The following is a 19,056-nucleotide window of genomic DNA, read 5'->3' as shown; positions in this document are numbered from 1 at the left end:
CATGCAGCTTCCTGCCATCGTCGTCTATCCGGACGGGACGCGCGTCCTGTTCCATTCTCCCGCCAGCTTCACCGCTCCGCTGCTGGTCGCCGTCCAGCGGCCGGCCGAAAACGACGATCCGGACGCCCCGCCCGAAATGGTCGAGGTGGAAGAGGCGCAGACCATCACCCACCCACCCGAAGCCTGGACGCTGTGGACGCCCGCCGATTGGGCGGCCATGTGCCCCGACCTGATCGTGCGGCCGGTGGTCGATCCCGGTGCCCCCGTGGTCGCCGGCAAGCGCGCCGTCCGTCAGCAGGTCGAGGCGTGGGACATCGGCAACGATGTGGCGACCGTCACCTATGCGCTGGTGGACCTGACGCCAGCCGAGATCGCGGCACAGGCTGCCAACCTCAAGGCGCAGGTCGCCGCCGCTGTCCAGCGCCACCTCGACGCGGCTGTGTCTGAGCGCAACTATGCCTCTGCCGCCGCCGCTGTGAGCTACGTCGGCGACCCCAACCCGCGGTGGGACGCGGAGGGCCGGGCGGTGCTGGCGTGGCGCTCTGCGGTGTGGACGGCGTGCTTCGCCGCCTTGGACGCCGTGCTGGCAGGCAAGCGACCGCCGCTGACCCCGAAAGAGATGGTTGCCGAACTGCCGCCGCTGGTGTGGCCCGAATAGCCCCGCGACAACACTCCAACCCCTGACCATCCCCGGCCGCCGCGAGCGGCCTTTTTCATGTCTGGAGGTCCGATGTCTCCCATCGTCATGGCGACGTTGTCCGCCCTCATACTCGCCTGCGCCTTCCGCGAACGCGGGCAGGGTCACAACTGGCTGGGCACGACCGGTGCCCGCCTGCTCTTTTGGGCGCTGCCCGTCGGCGCCGTCGTCTATCTGCTGCTGGCCGGGTTGGCGCTCGATCTGCCTGCGGCTATCGCTGCGGCCGAGTGCGGCGCGCTTGCGTTCCTCGGCATGTCTGCGGTCCCCCAAGGCGCCGGACAGAACCTGCGGGTGCCGTGGGCGGTCGACGCCCACACCGTCTGGCCGGCCGACGACAGCCTCTTCGGCATCACCCGCCCCGAGCGCCTGGGCTATCTCCTGTCGGCGGGCGTGGTGCGCCTTTGGCTGCTGTCCCTGCCGCTGCTGTCCACCCACCCGGCTGCCCTGTGGCTGCCGCTCGGGGGCGTCGTCATGCCGCTGGGCTACCTGATCGGCACGAAGATGCCGCTGCTGGGCTGGAGGCTGACCCGCGCCACGGAATGGGGCGAGTTCCTGACGGGCGCCGGCTTCGGCCTCGTTCTGGCGATCACCCTGGCTGTGTGAGGCTCCCATGCCGAACGCTCCGTCCCCTGCCGAGCAGGAGGTACAGCAGGCGCTGGCGGAATGCGGTGGCAATAAGGACGCCGCCCTTCTGCTGCTCGCCCTTCTGCTGACGAAAGCCCGCGGCGGGTTGTCCGCCGGCATGCTGCGGCTGCCGCCTGCCGACCGGCGATAAAAGCGTTACTGGCTGCCTGTAACGCATAATTCCACACCCTGGAGACCATCATGGCAACCACGCCCACTGGCGCGGCGATCCCGCGCGACCCCACCGAGGCCATCATCGACGCCATCCTTCGGCGCGAGGGATGGCCCCGCTACACCGATCGATCCAGCGACCGCGGCGGCCCGACGAAGGGCGGCATCACGCTGGAGACGCTGACCAGTTGGAGGAAGCGCCCCGTCATCGCGGCCGACGTCGCGGCGCTGGACGAAGCGGAAGTGCGGGCGATCTATCGCGCCCGCTACATCGAGGAGCCGGGCTTCTCCGGCATCACCGACGACGCCCTCCGCGCCCTGGTCATTGACAGCGGTGTGAACCACGGCACGCTCCGCGCCGGGACATGGTTGCAGGGCGCGGTCAATGAGATTGCCGGCCGGCAGGTGCTGATGGTTGACGGCATCGTCGGGCCGAAGACGCTCGCCACGGTCAACGGCGTCGATGCGGCCGGGCTGCGGCGCGCTGTCCTTGTGGCCCGGATGTGCTTCTACGGCGACCTGATCTCGGGAGACGCTCGGAAGCGCGGTCGCACCGACGATCAGGCGCTCAACGCCGCCGGCTGGCTGAACCGGCTGGCTGAGTTCATGGAGGTGTAGTCTCCGCGCCTCCCCAGCGTCGGGCGATCAAGGTCGAACCGCTTCGGTGGCAGGCGGGTGTTGGCTCTTTGCCGAGGATATGCTCAGGGAAGAAGCGGCCATGGCGGCGAGGCTCCGCTCTGTGTGGTCCTGGGCGCCCTGACCGTTGGTTGACATTCGGCCTCTCGGTTTACATTTCTGTGCCAGCTTGACAAATTTTCCATTTTGCCCAATGCTGGCGTCCAGATACAGCTTGGAGCATCCGATGACGCCCTGGGAACATCATGCGTCTCTCACCCGCGAAAGACTCATCACCATTGCGCAGTTGATTCGACAGGGGCGCAATGATGCATTGGATCATTACAACCCAAGTATCGGATGCACGCCATGGAACCTCGGTTGTGACGCATTCTCTTGCCAACGGTTCCAAATAATCGAGGCAAGCAAAACCATCGATTGGCTTGATATTATTGACCCATCGATGCAATTTGTGTTTACCATTGGCGAAGTTCCTGTTCGTTTTTACCGAGGGGAGCCTGATGATCCAAGCGCCGGAACATTGAAGCAATCATATTCGGAACTTCGACAGCTAACGCTATTCAGTGCCGATGAGTTGGTTAGGCTCACCCCTAAGCCTCTGTATAGGTTTGCCGTTGAAACGGATTTCGATGGATCTTTATTGGCGATTACTTTCGTGGTTCTCAACAATGAAACGCCGGTTCTGACATGGCAAATTCCTCTGGACGAAGCGGTTAGCAAGGTTTCTCCGCTTTGGGTTGAAGGTAGTGAAGGAGTCGATCTCCCTGCCCCCACGGTCGGGATTGCAGCAAAGAAAAAGAAAGATGGCACGCTCGATTGAGCGATGCGCAACTCACAGCCACAATGAAGGAAGGTCGAGAGGCCTGCCACGATGGAACATCTATCGAAAGTCGCAGGCGAGCAAATTCGGCTCGCTCGCCTCGCACATGGGTATTCACTGGAAGAAGTGGGGGAACTGGTTGGGGCGAGTCGCCAGTTCATCCATCAACTTGAGACGGGAGCCAAAACCCCATCAAGTGAACTTATTGAAGCTCTTGCGGACGTGCTTGGTGTTACCCCAGGGTTCCTCGGGGCGCCATTTGCCTCGACAGTTAGGCCGGAGCAATGTCACTTCCGTGGGCATGCAAACCGTCCGGCATTCGTCACTAGTCAGGTGCTTGCACGAGGGACGCTGCTAGATAAGCTAGTAGCAGCGCTTGAGCAGTACCTTGATCTCCCTGCCGTATCGTTCCCTGATCTTCCGGCGAATTCTGCCGAGGAGATCGAGAGAGCTGCTGAAGAAGCGCGCCTCTTCTGGGGGCTTGGGACGACGGGACCAATAACAAGCATGATGCGCGTTGTTGAGAATGCTGGCGCGGTCGTTACTTATTTCGGTGATCTATCGGAGCGCGTTGACGCCTTCTCCATGGATCGGCGCCGCCCAATCATTGTTCGCAGTTCTCTTAAAGAAAGCCTGTGCCGCCAAAGATTTGATTTCGCTCACGAGTGCGGGCATTTGATTATGCATCGAGGAGTACAGACCGGAGATCGAACAACGGAAGACCAAGCTCACCGGTTTGCAGGTGCTTTCTTGTTTCCTCGTGGCGCTGTTCTGAGAGAATTTCCCCGAGGAAGAACAATAAATTGGCCGGCTTTGTATCAGTTGAAAAAAAGATGGAAAGTCTCTGTGCGTGCAATCATTAGAAGGGGGTATGATCTGGAGATAATTTCACCGGCACAGTATAGAACAGCCAACATTCACTTGGTAAAAAGCGGCCAAGCGAGGGTGGAGAAATATGATGATGACGGCAGCCTCCCAGTTGAGCAGCCAGAACTTCTTCCATCCGCTCTCCAAGCTCTTGAGGATGCTGTGGAGGGTGGGGTACGCGGAATAGGGACTGAGGTGGGACTGTCAGAGTTGATGCTCGAGCTTATCACTGGCGCGCAGCTTCCAGAGGAAAAGGTTAAAATTCAGAGTGAAAATGTAGTGCATTTCCAAAAGTTCGTAAGGTGAAATGAGAAAATCATTATTCAAGCCTAACCAACTCATGTGAGATTGGGTCGTTAGTCAGTTCGAGCCCATCCAAAACTTCAACTGACCATCGATCCGCACATGCCGAACTTTTCATGCCCGCGCCATCTCGGCCGCGGGCTTTTTCATGCTCGAAAGGAATCCTCATGCCCGACTGGTTTCTCCAGGCGCTCGGCTACGCGACCTTGTATGCCATCGTCGTCAAGGCCGTATTGGCGTCCACTCCGACCCCGCCTGCCGACCGTTGGTATGGCCGGGCTTACCGCGCCCTCGAATGGTCGGTTCTGGTGATCGGCCGCGTGAAGGAGGGCGCCGGTCGATGACCGCTCTCCTGTCAATCATGGGCACCCGAGCCGGCGGCTTCGCAACCTTGGTGATGATTGGGCTGCTGACGGTCGCGGCGGGCGGACTGGGGCTGTCCCTGTGGATCGCCCGCTCGGACCTCACCGCTGCCCAAGGCAAAGCCGCGCGGCTGGAGGCGGCTGTCGCCGAACAGAACGCGGCAATTGAGCGGATGAAGGCCGAGGCCCTGGCAGCATCCCAGGCTGCATCCACGCGAGCCCTGGCAGCCCTGAAGCCGCGACCCAAACCCAATACCGCCACGATCGAGGAGCTGAACACATGGTTCGACTCGCCCTGACCGCAGTCCTCCTTCTCGCTGCGTGCGCCTCTGAGCCCGTCCGGGTGGAGGTTCCGGTGATCCAGCGACCGATGCCGCCGGCCGAGCTGCGTGCGCCCATTCAGCGGCCCGGCCGAATTTTCACCGCACCGGGAGCCGCGTCGGTCGCGTGCGTCGATCCGGCTGGCCGGGATGCCCTCGTCGGCTATGTCGACCTGCTGCGGCAGAGAATGGGCGCATGGGAGGCGTGGGCGGCGCCGTGACGAACGATTGGCTGGAGCGGTCAGCTGGAGCGACCCGGCCAAGGCCAAGGCCCTTCATACCGGACGCCCTCACCATAGTCCTTCAGCGCGCCGCCGATGTGGAGGGCCTCCAGGCGCAGGCCCGCGGCAATGGGGCGGGCGGCGGCCAGTTGGACGGCCCGCTCCAGCGAAAGCGCCCGGACCTGGAGCGCGACAGTCGGTATATCCGCCCCATCGGGGAAGCCCTTCACTCCGTACATCTCCATCACGGCACCGCCCTGTGGCTCTGCATCCGGGCATCATAGCCCACGAGGATGTCCTTGCCAGTGGCTCTGCATCGGGAGCAGCGCCAGGGCAAGGCGGAGGGGTGCCGGTTGATCGTGGCGGGACGCAGGATCAGCGGCCCTGCATCCACCTCTGCATAACGGCGGCAGCGCAGGCAGAAGACGGCGATCCGCTCTCCGTGGCGGTGGAAATCCCGCACGTCATCGAATCGCTTGCTGCCCATTGCGTTCCTCTTTCGTTCTAGGAAGGGAAGCGCGGATGCAGCGCGGGGTCAATCCGCCATCTGTGGCGGATGACACGCGCCACTCCATCTCCACTCGCCTATTCGGAGCGTGAGGCTGCGACGCTCTACGGCTGGATGCGTGATGGTGGCTACATGCATACTCGGGAATGACGGATCGTCCGTCTACACAGCTCAAGGGGGACATGCACATGCAATCAGCACGAATGAAAGTCAGCGACTCCCTGCCCACGGCAAGCGAGAGCCTGACGTCGTTACGCGCCAGCCTAACGGCCACTGCCGCCGAGCAGCAGTTGCGGCCGGTGGTCTCCGACGACTGGCGGGCGCTGGAGGCGCTGAACGCGCACCACCGCGCCAGTTGGTTCGAGCTGCTGCCCAGGCCGTCGGCCGCGCCGTGCTTCTGGATCGGGCTGGCGACGGCCGAGGGCGAGGTGGTGGCCGTCCAGGCGTCCATCCTGCTCGACTGCCGCGCCCGGCCCTACGCCGCGCGCCTCACCGACCTGACGGCCTTCTATGACCCTGGCAACGCCCCGGCCGATGCCTATTGCTTCGCCGCCAGCCCGGAGGCCCGCGAGACGCGCGGCGCGGTGGCGATGATGTCCAGCGGGTGGGTCCATCCCGATTGGCGCGGCGGGCACCGCGACCTGTTCCACCTGTCCGGCCGGTTCAATCGCCTGGAGGCAATCGACCGCTGGCAGCCCGATCATCTGGTCGCCTTGGTCGAAAGCAACGTCTCCCGCATATGGACGGAGCGTTCGGTCGGGGAGCGGTATATGGACCGCCACCCGACCATCATGTTCAACCAGCCGGGCGAAGGGCGCCTCACGCTGCATTTGATGCGGTTTCGACCGGCTGCAGTAATCGAGGACCTGCAACGTCGTGCATTTTCACCGCCGACAGGATCGCTCGATGCTGACCCTGCCGCCAGCCGATCAGCGCATGGCTGAAGCTGAACGGCCGGCCGATCCCGGTCACCGACACCTCGTTGACCACCGCCTCCCCACTCTCGATGGCCTCGGCATACTCCCGTGCGATGGCTGCCGAGAACTCGCAGTGGGGATCCTCCACCTCCGGCCGACCCAGCACCATCCGGCCCCAGGCCTCGCCCAGCGTATCCAGCGCCGGGCGGCCGATGAACCGGAAGAGTAGCGGCCCGCCGTCTCGTTCAGACGAGAGGAAGCTGCAACGGGGCAGCAATCCGGAGGCCTTCAGGTAGGTGACAAGGTCGGGGCTACCGTGCGGGTAGCGCCGGGCCTCGTTCACAATCGCCTGCTGCCAGTCCAGCGCCTGCCCTACAGTGCGGCGCTGGACGATCACTTCGCAGGCGGGCGGCTGGATCGCCGCAGGCCGGAACTGGAGGATCTTGGTCACGCGGCCCTCCCTAAGAAGGGCTGCAGCATCGAGGTATAGAAGATGCGGGCCTGTTCGGCGGTAATGCCGGCGGCGGCGGCGGAGGCCTCCAGGAGCTTGTCGGCCGGCACAGCCGGCACGTTCAGCATCGCGGGAGCCTCAGCACCAAAGGCCGAGACCATATCCTGGAGGTCGGCCGTGGTAGGCTTCGCCGACTGCGACCCATTGCCGCGCAGGCAGTAGTCGCGTGCCGCCTCCAGGATCGTCAAGCGTGTGCGGTGGATTCCTTCCGGGCTGTCACCCTCGAACTCCCGGAACAGCTTGGCCTCCAACTCGATCAACACCGCGGCGTCTGCCGCGTCCGTGATCGGGAGGGCCGCCGTAATGGCGGCATCCAGTTCAGCGTTCAACTGCTCGATCTTCGCGGTGCTGGCGGCATCGTAGGGCCGACCAACATAGGCGGCGTGCAGCTCGTCACTCTGTTGCACATACGCCGCGATGGCGGCTCTGATGTCGGGCTTGCGCTCGGTATCGCGTGGCGTATGGTCGGACACGATCAACATGACTTCTCCAAAGGCGTGTGGATCAAATGCACCAGAACGGCCCACCGCTCTGGTGCCGGGCGCCCAGCCTTTGGCGAGGCTGGGCGCCCTCCTACCGTCCGGTGACTACCGGGCGGAAACGTCAAACCCAAACCAGCGGCGGGAAAGATCGGCGGTCGCCCCATCCTCCGTTGCCGCGTCGATCGCGCGTGAAAAGCGTGCCGAAAGCCCTTCGCCTTTCCTGGTGGCGACACCTATGCCTGAGCCCAGCACGCCGCGTGTAAGCGCCGGCCCGGCAGCGGCGATACCAGCGCCAGCCTTCACCATCGCCTCAACGACCGTCCGGGCGCCGAGCAGCGCGTCGACCCGGCCGGCGGCGAGGTCAAAGGCAGCGTGGTCCAGCGTGTCGTAGGTCACCACCTGGACGCCGGGGAACATTTCGGACATGAGCCGGGCGTGGATGGTCGAAGTCTGGACCGCCACCGTCTTGCCTTCCAGCGCCTTCCTGATGCTGCCGAGCGCATCGGTTGCAGCCTGTGACGGCGCCGACAAGTCAATCCTGACCAAGGACGGCAACGACGATGTCAGGGAAGCGCCGGCCCTCACCGCAAATGTTGCGGGATCCGCGGCGTAGGAGCGGCTGAAGTCGACAACCTGCGCCCGCTCGGCCGTCACCGTCACCCCGGCCATCACAGCGTCATAGCGCCCCTGCTGCAGGCCCGGCAGGATCCCGTCCCAATCGACCGAGACGAACTCGCAAGACACGTCCATGCGCCGGCACAGTTCGTGCCCAAGGTCAATTTCGAAGCCGACGAGAGTCCCGTCGGGCGCGGTAGCGTTCCATGGGGCGAAGGCCCCCTCGGTGGCAATTACCAGCCGGGCGGGTGCTGCAGTGCTGGCCGCCGCAGATAGAATGGCGCTGGCCGCGCTTGCGGCGAGGAAGAGACGGCGGAACATTGGCTTCTCCACGTTCGCTAATCAGTGGATACGTTAGCTAAATAGGTAATACGAAGGGCGCTTGACGGTCAACCCCTTTGGTGGGAGTTTTAGCCAAACAGCTAAGTCAGAGGATGCGGTGATTATCGAGCTTCAGGGGGAGCAGCTTCGGGCTGCACGAGCGCTGTTGCGCTGGTCGCAGCAACGGCTGGCCGAAGAGACCTCACGGATTCACCCGGTGTCAGCCGATACGATTAAACGCTGGGAAGGCATAGACGGCGCCATCAACGCGACCAGCGCCGGGGTTGCCGCTGTGATCCGCACACTGCAGGCGCAGGGGATCGAGTTGCTGAATGACGATTCGCCTGGGGCGCGGATTCGTCGCAGCAAGTAGGGAAAACCTGACAAAAACCGGACACAGGTAGGCACTCCAATTGCTACACATCGGCGTCGGCCGACAGTGGGCGGCGTCCAGCCCTCGCGTACGAGGGGGATGGACAATGGTTGGTGCGCCGGGTCCAGACCGGTGTGCTCGCGAGCCGGGGGAACTCCCACTCCCCCGGCCCCACTCTTACGAGAGAGGCCGAACTCGCAAACACACCATAGCGCGACCAAATACTTCCTCAAAGGGGGTATTTGATTACGCGCCAGTAACGGTTGCATACTCTTCTATGCAGAATGCAAAGCAATCCGCGGAATCCCTCCGAATGTCTATCGCTTTGTGACAATTCATGCGACCGTTTGCCGCGCGAGGCGCCCCGAGAAGAAATACTTAGGCCTGGAAGTATTCTGATCTTCTGTGTGGGTGCCGCTTTCCTCGCCCTCCCCTTATCGGCCTCTCGGCCGGCCCATCGCGTCTCTTCGTCCATCTCTTCGTCAGGATCGTTTGAAACCGAAGTTTCACGATGCTGACCGTGCCGGCTGCAGTTGCACGACATTATCGGGCGTCGGCGAAACGATAGACCTGACTTTCGCCCCCCACCGATCCAGCGCGTCACGCTTCTCTGCCTCGTAGGCATAGCGGTCATAGAGCTTTGTCACCCCGCCCTCGGCATGGTTTTCGATCTTCGAGATGACCAGGCGCGGAACGCCCAGCCGGGCCATGCCGGTGGCGGCGGTGCGTCGCAGATCATGGATCGTCCATGCCTCCAGCGGCTGCACCTTGGCCGGATCGGCGCCGCGCTTCTTCGCCTCCGCCTGCAGTTCCTTCAGCACCTGTGCGTCCAAGCGGGCTTTCGCGCTGGTGAAGCCGTTGATGGGCTTACCCTCCACCTTGGGCTTTGCCTTCGGCTCGTCAGCCTTTGCCTTCGCCTCGCGACCGGGGAACACATAGTCACCGATGCGCGGTTGCGCGATCAGCACCTCCAGGGCCAAGCTGGACAGCGGAACCTCATGGGCGCGGTCGCCCTTGGTAACCTCGCGCGGGATCGTCCATAGGCTCTTATCCAGGTCCAGATCCTGCCACCGCATCGCGGCAGTTTCGCTGCGGCGCTGGGCGGTCAACATGCAGATACGGACGAACCCGCCGAAGGCCCCTTTCACCGCGCCGGCGGCCCGCCAGATGATCCGGAGTTCTTCGTCGGTCAGCACGCGCTGGCGCTCTGTCTCGTTCCCCGGCGGCTTCACCCGGTCACAGGGCGACGTCTGGATGATGTCGCGCTCGATCGCCCAATTGAACAGCTTGCGGGCGGCTGCGAGCGTGCGGTTCGCCATCACCGGCCGGCCACTGTCCACGATGGCGTCCAGCAGCTCGATCACATCCCGCCGGGTGATCGACTGCACCGGCCGCTTTCCCCATGGCTTTATGAGTTCCACCGTGATGGTTCGCTCCACTGCCTTTGCCGTGGTCGGGCGGTTCTTGACCTTGACGTGCCGCGCGATGAAGGACTCGGCCACCTGCTGGAAGGTGTCCGCCTCTGGCGCTGGTTCCGCCTGCTGCTCGGCCGCCGGATCGGTTCCGGCGGCGATCAGCTTGAACACCTCACGAGCAGCCTTGTGGGCGTCTGAAAGCTGCAGCGCCGGGTAGAGCCCCAGCTTGAACCGCCGCTGAGAGCCCTGGAAGCGGTAGCGCACGAACCATGTCTTGACGCCCGGCCCTTGCGCGCTGTCAGGCGCGATGCGGAGCCCGAGCCCTGGCATGTTCAGATCCCACAGTTCCAGGCGCTGGCCTTCGGCTCGTACCGTCTTAATGCGTCTGTCGGTCAGCTTCTCGCTGGGCATGGAAGTCCTCGTTCGCTTGTGCCCCAGACCAGGGGCAACCGCATGGGGCACACAGGGGGCACAGAGATGCGTGTGCTTCCGGTATATGTTGAGTTATGACAGGTATTATCAAAACCCAGATAGCCCATACCTTTCAAGGCTTTATTGTCATGTCCGGTCATGATAGGTTTTATGGAAGTATATGACTTTTAATCATGTGGCCGTGGGTTCGAATCCCACCCGGATCACCATTCTTTCCAAAGACATAGCTTGAATATCGCCGCCGCCGCCTGCAGGCTCCCGTTATAGGCCGAAGCGGTCGTTCCAACCTATTCGGTGCAGGGTGATCGCGGCGTGGGAGCAAGCACGCCTGTTGCGACGTTCATAGACCACCAAGTCGCAACGAGGCCGCCATGCTCCAACTGAACCCGCCGCTTCCCCTCGATACGCCCAAGGGGCCGGCGCTCGCCCATTTCCTGATCGATTATGGCGCCGAGCATGACCTCTGCTGGGTCTGCTTCCAGGACGAAACCGGCGAATGCTGGACCTGGAGGAACCGCGAGGTTCGGGCGCCCAAGAACATCACCATGGGTCGTCGAACCGAGGAGCGGCGCGGCAAGGTGGATTTGCGCGTCGCGGAATAGCCGTTCCGGCGGCGATGGTCAGGACCTTTCCTGCAGCGCACTGACCATCGCCGCGCGAAGCGTCTCTGGCGAACAGGGCATCTCCAGGAGCGTGCCTCTGATCTCGCCGGCCCTCCAACGCTTCAGCAGGCCGAGATCACCGGTGATGCCGATCCACGGAAGGGCGCAACCGACCTCGGCTTCGAAACGGGCGGCCATCTGATCGCCGGTCTGCGCCCCGATGACCGGTGGAAGGAGCAACAGGGTCGGCTTCGCTTTCTCGGCGCGGATTGCCATCAGCAAATCTTCGACACCATCGCCGGCAATCACCTTGCATCCCCAGAAATCCAGCAGCGCCTCCACACCCAGGCGCAGGATCGCATCCGGTTCCAGAACAACGACGGTGTTTCCGCTGATCGATGGCACTGCAATTTCCCCGCCTGTTGTGGGCCGAGTCGGCGAACTTCCGACTACGAAAACCCAGAAACGGGCGGACTGTTGTCCACGATCCCATATTTGTCATTAACGTGTGATACGCACAACCATCGGAGACCCGTGGGACGCAAGGCTCGCTGTCCCGTCGATTGCAGCAATCAAGGTCAAAGCCTCGCCCTTGCGGACGGCCCCGTTGACCGGTGTTGGACAGAAAAAAACGCTCGAGGCGGATTTTACCGGATGGTCCACGACAATGCCGGAATCCGTATCCGCACGGAGCGTCGGCAAAGACGGCAAAATGCTTGGACGAGAAAACTCGCGCACTGGGTCGCGGCGACCGCATTCCGGTGGCGACCCCAGCTGGATTCGAACCAGCGACCTGCCGCTTAGAAGGCGGCTGCTCTATCCAACTGAGCTATGGGGCCTTGTCCCGGTAAAGAACTCTATTCGCGATCAGAAGCGCGGGCGGTCGGTGCGGAAATTGTCGGCGTAGTTGCGCGGACAGATGCGGCGGACCGGGGCTTCCTGCACGGTGTAGTTCCAGCCTTCACGCTCGGCGAACGCAATGGCCTCCTCCTTCGTTTCGAAGGACAGGCGCACCTGGTTCAGCGTGTCGCCGGAGCTGGTCCAGCCCATCAGCGGCTCCGGACGGCGCGGCGTCTCGATCTCGTAATCCAGCATCCAACGGTGAGTCTTCGCCCGGCCGGATTGCATGGCCGTCTTGCTCGGCTGATAGATCCGGACGTTCATGGCTCGCTCGTCTCCCCAAATGCCTGCGGTTGCGTCTTCGGCGCGGATGGCCTGGACGCGGAGTTGTCCCCTGGCGATGGTCGGGGCGCCCGGATTCGAACCGGGGGCCTCCAGTACCCAAAACTGGCGCGCTGACCAGACTGCGCTACGCCCCGTCGCCGCGTTGTGAGATACACGAACGCCACGCCCACGGCAAGCGGACGGCGCACCGCTTTCGCGGTCTTTTCCATCCGCGCTGCCGCCTTGGGCACTTGGTGCGGCGTTCCGTCGCTCAACAGCCCGTCTTCAACACCGTTCCGGATCCGTTTCGTTGCCATCGCTCAACCCCGCCCCGCTTGCCGTCGCCCTGTTTCTGCCCGACCTGAAGGACCTGCCGGACCGCCGCGCGGCGGTCGACCTCGCCCATGGTTTGCTGCGCGCTGGCGTTGCGGTGGATGTGGTGGCGCCGATGGGTGGGGGACCGTTGCGCTCGGCGCTGAACCCGGCCGTGGGACAGATCGACCTCGCCAAGCGCCATGCCGCGACGTCGGCCCTGGCCCTGGCCCGTGTGATGGCGGAACGGCAGCCCACGCTGCTCTCCCTACCGCGCGAGGTGGCGTGGGTCGGGCGGTTGGCGCTGTGGCTGGCCCGCAGCGATGTGCGGCTTGTCGTGATGAAGGGAGATGCGGAGGCGGATTTCGCCGCTATTCGTGCCGCAGCGCCTCGATGGGGTTGAGGTTGGCGGCCCGGCGTGCCGGGTAAAGGCCGAAGAACACGCCGACCAGCCCGCTGACCGCCACCGCCAGCACGATCGAATCGATCCGGATCAGAGTCGGCCAACCGGCCAGCGCCGCGACCGCAACCGCTGTGCCGATGCCCAGCGCCACCCCGACCGCGGCGCCAATCAGCGACAGGGTGATCGATTCGATCAGGAACTGCACCAGGATGTCGCGCCGCCTCGCCCCGACGGCGAGCCGCAACCCGATCTCCCGCGTGCGCTCGGTCACCGACACCAGCATGATGTTCATGATGCCGATGCCGCCGACCAGCAGCGAGACCGCCGCGACGGCAGCCAGCAGGAAGGACAGGGCACGGGAGGACTCGTCACGGGTCGCCGACACTTCCGACAGGTCGCGCATCCAGAAATCGTCGTCCTGGCCGGGGATCAGCCGGTGGCGCTGGCGCAGCAGGTCGCGGATCTGCGCCTGAGCGTCGGCCATGTCGGCGCCGTCCCGCATCTTCACCGCCATGCTGTGGATGAAACGCGGGTTGCTCTTCGCCATGCCCGGAATGTTGCGCTTGGCGGTGGACAGCGGCACAAAGATGACGTCGTCCTGGTCCTGGCCCTGCGTGTTCTGCCCCTTCTCCGCCAGCACGCCGACGACGGTCAGCGGGGTGGAGAATACCCGCACCTGCTCGCCGATGGGGTCGCCGCCGCCGAACAGGTTGCGCACCACCGTCTGGCCGAGGACCACGACCTTGGTCGCCTGCGCCACATCCTCGTCCGACAGGCCGCGCCCCAGCGCGACGGTCCAGTCGCGGGCGTCCATATAGTCGGGCGTGATACCGAACAGGATGGTGCCCCAGTTCTGGTTGCCGGCGACGATCTGCAGGCCCCAGCGCACCGACGGCGCCGTCACCACCACGCCGGGGATCTCGGACAACACCGCCAGCGCATCGTCCTCCGTCAGAGAGGATGCGGTGCCGGCGCCCAGCTTCACCCCGCTGCGGACGATGCTGCCCTGCCCCACCAGGATCAGGTTGGTGCCCAGGCTGGCGATCTGGCGCAGCACCTGATCGCGGGCACCGGCCCCGACCGCGACCATGGCGATCACCGCCGCCACGCCGATGACGATGCCCAGCATGGTCAGCGCGCTGCGCAGCGGGTTCGCCCGCAGCGACTCGAGCGCTGCGCGCAGGGCGTCCCAGGCAGTCATGCCGCGGCCTCCGGTTCCTGGCTCGCATCGTCGATCAGGCGGCCGTCGCGGAACTGCAGGATGCGGGCGGCAAAACGCGCCACCTCCGGCTCGTGCGTCACCAGCACGACGGTGATGCCGCGCCGGTTCAACTGCTGGAACAGGTCGATGATCTCCAGGCTGGTAACGCTGTCGAGCGCGCCGGTCGGTTCGTCGGCCAGTAGCAACAGCGGATCGTTGACCAGCGCGCGGGCAATGGCGACCCGCTGCTGCTGACCGCCGGAAAGCTGGGTCGGCCGATGCCTTGCGCGCTCGCGCAGCCCAACCGAATCGAGGGCCGCCAGCGCCCGCTCCACCCGCTGGGCGTGGTCAACACCGGCATAGACCATCGGCAGCATGACATTGGCGAGCGCGGTCTGCCGCGGAAGCAGGTTGAAGGACTGGAAGACGAAACCGATGCGGCGGTTCCGCACCGCCGCCAGCGCGTCGGAGGACAGGCCGGCGACCTCCTGCCCATCCAGGCGGTATCGACCGGAATCGGGACGGTCGAGGCAGCCCAGCAGGTTCATGAAGGTGGATTTGCCGGACCCCGACGGCCCCATCACCGCGACGAACTCGCCCCGGCGGATGGTGACGGTCACGGCTTCCAGCGCGTGGACGGTCTGCGGCCCCATGCGGTAGCGCCGGCTGAGGCGTTCGACCGCGATCAGGGGTTCGGTTTCCGGCGGGTCAGAAACCAAGGCGCGGTCCCCGGCGGCTGTCGCGGTCGGGGGCGAGGATGCCGGTGATGACCTCCTGCCCGGCCCGCAGGTCACCGGACACCACCTCCGTATAGCTGCCGTCGCCGATGCCGAGCCGCACCGCTACGCCGACCGGGCTGCCGTTGCCGGGGCCGGGCACCCAGACGGTCCGAGCCGATTCAGCCGCCCGGCCGGGAGCCACCAGCGCCTCAAAGCGGTCGCGCTGTTCCGGGGCGAGCAGCCCGGCAATCCGCTCCAGGGTTGCGGTGCGGATGGCGTTCGCTTCCACCCGGCGGCGCTCCGGGTCGCCGCCCTCGGCGTCCAGCGCCGCAAAGCGGTCACGGGCCTCGGCGACCAGGGAGGTGATGTCACGGCGCCTGGCTTCATCCAGCATCAGCCCATCCATGATCCGCTTGGCCGCCGCCTCCAGTGCCGCGGCGCCCCGCCCGCCATTCAGGCCGCCGGTGGTCGGTGTCGGCGCGTCGGTCGAAGCCTCGGCTCCCGGCGGGCGGAAGCGCAGGGCGGCATTCGGCAGCTTCAGCGCGGACGGCCGTTCGTCCACCGTGATACGCAGGTTGGCGGTCATGCCCGGCAGCAGCCGCAGTTCCGGGTTCTCCACCGTGATGACGACGATGTAGGTGACGACCGTCAGGTCCTCCTTCGGCGCCAAACGCACCTGCGCCACCCGGCCGGTGAAGCTGTCGCCGGGGAAGGCATTGACGGTGAAGCGCACCGGCATGCCTTCGCGCACCCGGCCGATGTCGGCCTCGTCGATGTTGGCGAGAACCTCCATCTGCCGCAGATCCTGGGCGATGGTGAACAGGGTGGGAGCCGACAGGCTGGCCGCCACCGTCTGGCCGGTGCTGACCGCCCGGTTCACCACCACCCCGTCGATGGGCGAGCGGATGATGGAGCGGTTGAGGTCGACGCGGACCAACTGCAAGGCCGCCTCGCGTTGGGCCACTTGGGCGCGGGCGACCTCCACCTGGGCGGCGGCGACCGCCAGCGAGGCATCGGCCGACGCCTCCGCCGCTTCGGCCTGCCGTTTCTGGGCACGGGCGGCGATCAGTTGGGCTTGCGCGCTGTGGGCGGCGGTTTCCGTCTTCTCCAGATCGGCGGCGGCGACGACACCGCGCCCCCGCAGGTCGCGCCGGCGCCGCAGGTCGCGCTCCGCGTCGCGCTGGGCGAGGTCGGCACGAACGATCTGGGCGTCGGCATTGACGACGCTGGCCTTGGCGCTGGCGAGATCGGCCCGCGCCTTGTCGTGCAGCGCCTGCTGCTGGATCAGCGCCGCCTTGGCCGAATCGACATCAGCGCCGGCCTGGGCCAGCCGGGCGGCAAGCTGGTCGCCGTTCAGCCGGGCGAGGATCTGCCCGCTGGTGACCCGGCTGTTGAAATCGGCATACAGCTCCGCGATCTGGCCGGAGAGTTGGGAACTGACCTCCACCGTCACCAGCGCGCTCATCGTGCCGGTGGCGGTGATGGCGCTGACCAGAGGGCCCTGTTCGACCCGCGCCAGCCGATAGGACGGCCCCGGTTCGGCCTGCGCCAGCATGACATAGGCGGACAGGCCGGCCGCGGCGCTGAGCGCCAGCCCAAGGAAGATCGCCGACCGGCCGCTTGCTCTCTTGGCCATCCCAGCCCTCCGCGCCGCCAAAGCCCCGCGCGATTGATCTGGGCGAGTTTACGCGAAAGTCAGGGGCGGCGGATCATCTATCGGCGAGAGGGTTTTTCCGTTCAGGGCTTGGCGATGTCGGGAGACACCACGCGGTCGCCGGGACGGATGCCCAGCCGCGAGGCCATGCCGCCGTTCAGTTCCAGGATCGCCTTCACCGGCCCGTCGGAATTGACGGAGTCCAGCGATTCCGGGACCGCGCGCTCGTGGATGTTCACGATGCGGCCGTCGGCGGCGATGAACAGCATGTCGAGCGGGATCAGCGTGTTCTTCATCCAGAAGCTGGCCGGCTGCACCCGGTCGTAGACGAACAGCATCCCGGCATCGGCCGGCATCGACTGGCGGAACATCAGCCCCTGGGCCTGCTGGCCGGGCGTCAGCGCCAGTTCGACATCGAAGCGGAACTTGCCGCCGCCCGCCGTCTCGACGGTCAGCTTGGATTTCTGGAAGCTCTCCAGCGCCATCGCCGGGAAGGCGACCACCAGCAGCAGGAGCGCCACGACCGCACCCCGAAAACTCCGACCGACCATCATGACTGTCCCCGAAGGCTGAACCGGCCCGAAAAACCGGGAGGCGCGCCAATGAAGCACGGCACGCGCCCCAAATCCAATTAAGCCTGTTTAGGACTTCGCCAGACGGTCGAAGGCCTGGAGCTTCGCCAATAGGGCCGGCATGTCCTTCAGCGGGACCATGTTCGGGCCATCGCTGGGGGCGCTGTCGGGGTTCTCGTGCGTCTCCATGAAGACGGCGGCGACGCCGACCGCGATGGCGGCACGGGCCAGAACCGGCACGAACTCGCGCTGGCCGCCCGAGGTGGTGCCCTGCCCGCCCGGCTGCTGGACGGAGTGGGTGGCGTCGAACACCACCGGGAAGCCGGTCTCCGCCATGATCGGCAGGGAGCGCATGTCCGACACCAGCGTGTTGTAGCCGAAGCTGGCGCCGCGCTCGCACAGCATGACGCGCTCGTTGCCCGAGGCGACCAGCTTGGCGGCGACGTTCTTCATGTCCCACGGCGCCAGGAACTGGCCCTTCTTGACGTTCACCGCGCGGCCGGTCTGGGCGGCGGCGATCAGCAGGTCGGTCTGGCGGCAGAGGAACGCGGGGATCTGCAGCACGTCCACCGCCTCGGCGACGGGAGCGCACTGCGTGGATTCATGCACATCGGTGATGACTGGGCAGCCGAAGCGCTCGCGGATTTCCGCAAAGATCGGCAGCGCCTTGTCCATGCCCAGGCCGCGCGCGGTGGTGATGGAAGTGCGGTTGGCCTTGTCGAAGCTCGACTTGTAGATCAGCCCCATGCCCAGCGCCCTGGTCATCTCCACCAACGCGGACGCGGTCTCCAACGCATGGTCGCGGCTTTCCATCTGGCAGGGGCCGGCGATCAGGACAAAGGGACGGTCGTTGGCAACGGTCAGGTCGCCGATCTGGACAGGGCGCGGCGTGGTCATCGGAGTGCTCCAAAACGAAAACAGGCGAGAGGGCGCCCGTGGGCCTTTGCATCCCATTAAATGGAGACATGGTCAATGGTGGGCGGCGGTGCGCGCTGCAAGCCACTTAGGCGCCTGCCGAATGCCCCCTCCCCGCCCCTCTCCCGCCGAAGGCGAAGGAGGGTTAGGGTGGGGGCAAAAGCACCTCAGAAATCGACTACCCTCACGCCAGATGCGTGCGGAAGAACTCCACCGTCAGCCGGTTGGCCTCGTCGGCCGCGTCCTGGTCGTAATGCTCGCCGCCCGGCCGGGCGAAGGCGTGGTCCATGCCGGGATAGACCTTCGCGGTCACCCACTTGTTGTCCTTCAACCCGGCCACCACCGCGTCGCGCTTTTCGGGGCTGGAGAACTTGTCGTTTTCGGCGATGTGCAGAAGCAGCGGCTTGCCGATGTTTCCCGCCTCGCCCAGCAGCCCTTCCAGCCCGACGCCGTAATAGCCGACATTGGCGTCGGCGTCCGACCGCGTCGCCATCATGAAGGCCAACCGGCCACCCAGGCAGTAGCCGACGCTGCCCGCCTTCCCGGTGCAGCCATCCTGCCCGCGCACCCAGGACAGAGCCGCCTTCAGGTCCTCCACCGCCTTGTCCTGGTCCATGCCGTTCATCAGGGCGAAGGCCTTGTTCCACTCCGCTTCAGTCTTGTCGGTCAACTGGATGCCCGGCTGCTGGCGCCAGAACAGGTCGGGGCACACCGCCAGGAAACCCTGCGAGGCGTACCAGTCGCATTGCTCTCGCATCACCGCGTTGACGCCGAAGATCTCCTGGATCACCACCAGACCGCCTGCCGGCGTCACCTTGGGCTTGGCGACATAGGCCGAAAAGCGGCCGCCATCGCCGGCGTCGATCATCACCTCGGACATGGCTTTCTCATCCTCCCGTTGGCAAATCCGCCCCTGATA

General features: G+C 65.1%; 26 protein-coding genes and 2 tRNA genes. 12 read left to right on the top strand and 16 right to left on the bottom strand.

Going from position 1 to position 19,056, the window contains the following annotated elements; genetic code table 11:
• Position 1 precedes the first annotated feature (1 nt).
• The 9 genes from PWS46_RS05645 to PWS46_RS05605 all read left to right on the top strand — a co-directional run bounded on the left by PWS46_RS05645 (position 2) and on the right by PWS46_RS05605 (position 5,021).
• Positions 2 to 658 (top strand): hypothetical protein, encoded by a 657-nt coding sequence (locus tag PWS46_RS05645; RefSeq protein WP_434619168.1) that lies wholly within the window; start codon positions 2 to 4, stop codon positions 656 to 658.
• A gap of 72 nt (positions 659 to 730) precedes the next feature.
• Positions 731 to 1,300 (top strand): hypothetical protein, encoded by a 570-nt coding sequence (locus PWS46_RS05640; protein ID WP_434619165.1) that lies wholly within the window; start codon positions 731 to 733, stop codon positions 1,298 to 1,300.
• Between the two features lie 7 nt (positions 1,301 to 1,307).
• Positions 1,308 to 1,472: a hypothetical protein gene (locus PWS46_RS05635; protein WP_372397115.1), complete on the top strand. Its 165-nt coding sequence runs from the start codon at positions 1,308 to 1,310 to the stop codon at positions 1,470 to 1,472.
• Positions 1,473 to 1,522: 50 nt separating this feature from the next.
• Positions 1,523 to 2,110, top strand: coding sequence for a glycoside hydrolase family 108 protein (locus PWS46_RS05630; RefSeq protein ID WP_434619162.1), 588 nt, complete (start codon positions 1,523 to 1,525; stop codon positions 2,108 to 2,110).
• A 244-nt stretch (positions 2,111 to 2,354) separates the two neighbouring features.
• The gene (locus PWS46_RS05625; protein WP_434619159.1) at positions 2,355 to 2,948 is read left to right on the top strand and encodes a hypothetical protein; all 594 of its coding nucleotides are present in this window, start codon (positions 2,355 to 2,357) and stop codon (positions 2,946 to 2,948) included.
• Between the two features lie 51 nt (positions 2,949 to 2,999).
• On the top strand, positions 3,000 to 4,121 hold the full coding sequence (locus tag PWS46_RS05620; protein ID WP_434619156.1) for a helix-turn-helix domain-containing protein: 1,122 nt from the start codon (positions 3,000 to 3,002) through the stop codon (positions 4,119 to 4,121).
• Between the two features lie 164 nt (positions 4,122 to 4,285).
• A complete protein-coding gene (locus tag PWS46_RS05615) occupies positions 4,286 to 4,462 on the top strand; it encodes a hypothetical protein (protein WP_434619153.1) in 177 nt (58 codons plus the stop codon).
• Positions 4,459 to 4,779: a hypothetical protein gene (locus tag PWS46_RS05610; protein WP_434619150.1), complete on the top strand. Its 321-nt coding sequence runs from the start codon at positions 4,459 to 4,461 to the stop codon at positions 4,777 to 4,779. The genes PWS46_RS05615 and PWS46_RS05610 overlap by 4 nt, the downstream gene beginning before the upstream one ends.
• Positions 4,761 to 5,021, top strand: a complete 261-nt coding sequence (locus PWS46_RS05605) for a hypothetical protein (protein ID WP_434619147.1) — start codon at positions 4,761 to 4,763, stop codon at positions 5,019 to 5,021. Before PWS46_RS05610 ends, PWS46_RS05605 begins: the two co-directional genes overlap by 19 nt.
• 20 nt (positions 5,022 to 5,041) lie before the next feature.
• Here PWS46_RS05605 and PWS46_RS05600 read toward each other — a convergent pair whose 3' ends face one another.
• The 5 genes from PWS46_RS05600 to PWS46_RS05580 all read right to left on the bottom strand — a co-directional run bounded on the left by PWS46_RS05600 (position 5,042) and on the right by PWS46_RS05580 (position 8,375).
• On the bottom strand, positions 5,042 to 5,266 hold the full coding sequence (locus PWS46_RS05600) for a hypothetical protein (RefSeq protein WP_434619145.1): 225 nt from the start codon (positions 5,264 to 5,266) through the stop codon (positions 5,042 to 5,044).
• A complete protein-coding gene (locus tag PWS46_RS05595; protein WP_434619142.1) occupies positions 5,266 to 5,508 on the bottom strand; it encodes a hypothetical protein in 243 nt (80 codons plus the stop codon). Before PWS46_RS05595 ends, PWS46_RS05600 begins: the two co-directional genes overlap by 1 nt.
• 840 nt (positions 5,509 to 6,348) lie before the next feature.
• The gene (locus PWS46_RS05590; protein ID WP_434619139.1) at positions 6,349 to 6,897 is read right to left on the bottom strand and encodes a hypothetical protein; all 549 of its coding nucleotides are present in this window, start codon (positions 6,895 to 6,897) and stop codon (positions 6,349 to 6,351) included.
• On the bottom strand, positions 6,894 to 7,439 hold the full coding sequence (locus PWS46_RS05585) for a hypothetical protein (RefSeq protein ID WP_434619136.1): 546 nt from the start codon (positions 7,437 to 7,439) through the stop codon (positions 6,894 to 6,896). The genes PWS46_RS05590 and PWS46_RS05585 overlap by 4 nt, the downstream gene beginning before the upstream one ends.
• Before the next feature lie 105 nt (positions 7,440 to 7,544).
• Entirely contained in the window at positions 7,545 to 8,375 is an 831-nt protein-coding gene (locus tag PWS46_RS05580; protein ID WP_434619133.1) for a transporter substrate-binding domain-containing protein, read from the bottom strand.
• 61 nt (positions 8,376 to 8,436) lie between these two features.
• Here PWS46_RS05580 and PWS46_RS05575 point away from each other — a divergent pair, with 61 nt between their 5' ends.
• Positions 8,437 to 8,748, top strand: a complete 312-nt coding sequence (locus PWS46_RS05575) for a helix-turn-helix domain-containing protein (protein ID WP_434619130.1) — start codon at positions 8,437 to 8,439, stop codon at positions 8,746 to 8,748.
• A gap of 506 nt (positions 8,749 to 9,254) precedes the next feature.
• Here PWS46_RS05575 and PWS46_RS05570 read toward each other — a convergent pair.
• Positions 9,255 to 10,574: a tyrosine-type recombinase/integrase gene (locus tag PWS46_RS05570; RefSeq protein WP_434619127.1), complete on the bottom strand. Its 1,320-nt coding sequence runs from the start codon at positions 10,572 to 10,574 to the stop codon at positions 9,255 to 9,257.
• Between the two features lie 392 nt (positions 10,575 to 10,966).
• On the opposite strand from PWS46_RS05570, the gene PWS46_RS05565 reads away from it, so the two are divergent.
• Positions 10,967 to 11,197 carry a hypothetical protein gene (locus tag PWS46_RS05565; RefSeq protein ID WP_085089330.1) on the top strand — a complete coding sequence of 77 codons (231 nt, stop codon included), beginning with the start codon at positions 10,967 to 10,969 and terminating at the stop codon, positions 11,195 to 11,197.
• A gap of 18 nt (positions 11,198 to 11,215) precedes the next feature.
• Here PWS46_RS05565 and PWS46_RS05560 read toward each other — a convergent pair whose 3' ends face one another.
• From PWS46_RS05560 to PWS46_RS05545, 4 genes are all read right to left on the bottom strand, one after another.
• The gene (locus tag PWS46_RS05560) at positions 11,216 to 11,602 is read right to left on the bottom strand and encodes a hypothetical protein (RefSeq protein WP_434619124.1); all 387 of its coding nucleotides are present in this window, start codon (positions 11,600 to 11,602) and stop codon (positions 11,216 to 11,218) included.
• 357 nt (positions 11,603 to 11,959) lie between these two features.
• A tRNA-Arg gene (locus PWS46_RS05555) sits at positions 11,960 to 12,036 on the bottom strand.
• A gap of 28 nt (positions 12,037 to 12,064) precedes the next feature.
• Complete coding sequence (locus PWS46_RS05550; protein ID WP_434619122.1) at positions 12,065 to 12,361, bottom strand: ETC complex I subunit; 297 nt, start codon at positions 12,359 to 12,361, stop codon at positions 12,065 to 12,067.
• 77 nt (positions 12,362 to 12,438) lie between these two features.
• Positions 12,439 to 12,516, bottom strand: a tRNA-Pro gene (locus PWS46_RS05545).
• A gap of 155 nt (positions 12,517 to 12,671) precedes the next feature.
• Here PWS46_RS05545 and PWS46_RS05540 point away from each other — a divergent pair.
• On the top strand, positions 12,672 to 13,076 hold the full coding sequence (locus PWS46_RS05540; protein WP_434619119.1) for a hypothetical protein: 405 nt from the start codon (positions 12,672 to 12,674) through the stop codon (positions 13,074 to 13,076).
• Here PWS46_RS05540 and PWS46_RS05535 read toward each other — a convergent pair.
• From PWS46_RS05535 to PWS46_RS05510, 6 genes are all read right to left on the bottom strand, one after another.
• Entirely contained in the window at positions 13,045 to 14,277 is a 1,233-nt protein-coding gene (locus PWS46_RS05535) for an ABC transporter permease (protein WP_434619116.1), read from the bottom strand. The two genes, PWS46_RS05540 and PWS46_RS05535, sit on opposite strands and share 32 nt — an antisense overlap.
• Positions 14,274 to 14,996: an ABC transporter ATP-binding protein gene (locus PWS46_RS05530; protein WP_434619113.1), complete on the bottom strand. Its 723-nt coding sequence runs from the start codon at positions 14,994 to 14,996 to the stop codon at positions 14,274 to 14,276. Before PWS46_RS05530 ends, PWS46_RS05535 begins: the two co-directional genes overlap by 4 nt.
• Positions 14,986 to 16,632, bottom strand: a complete 1,647-nt coding sequence (locus PWS46_RS05525) for an efflux RND transporter periplasmic adaptor subunit (RefSeq protein ID WP_434619110.1) — start codon at positions 16,630 to 16,632, stop codon at positions 14,986 to 14,988. The genes PWS46_RS05530 and PWS46_RS05525 overlap by 11 nt, the downstream gene beginning before the upstream one ends.
• Positions 16,633 to 16,733: 101 nt before the next feature.
• Positions 16,734 to 17,171, bottom strand: a complete 438-nt coding sequence (locus tag PWS46_RS05520) for a DUF192 domain-containing protein (protein ID WP_434619107.1) — start codon at positions 17,169 to 17,171, stop codon at positions 16,734 to 16,736.
• Positions 17,172 to 17,291: 120 nt separating this feature from the next.
• The gene (gene kdsA / locus PWS46_RS05515; RefSeq protein WP_434619104.1) at positions 17,292 to 18,119 is read right to left on the bottom strand and encodes a 3-deoxy-8-phosphooctulonate synthase; all 828 of its coding nucleotides are present in this window, start codon (positions 18,117 to 18,119) and stop codon (positions 17,292 to 17,294) included.
• A gap of 202 nt (positions 18,120 to 18,321) precedes the next feature.
• Complete coding sequence (locus tag PWS46_RS05510) at positions 18,322 to 19,017, bottom strand: dienelactone hydrolase family protein (protein WP_434619101.1); 696 nt, start codon at positions 19,015 to 19,017, stop codon at positions 18,322 to 18,324.
• Between the last annotated feature and the right edge of the window lie 39 nt (positions 19,018 to 19,056).

Origin of the sequence: Azospirillum sp. B2RO_4 (genome assembly GCF_051124815.1) — a bacterium.
Classification (GTDB): Bacteria; Pseudomonadota; Alphaproteobacteria; order Azospirillales; family Azospirillaceae; genus Azospirillum.
This window is presented reverse-complemented; position numbering and strand designations above follow the sequence as displayed.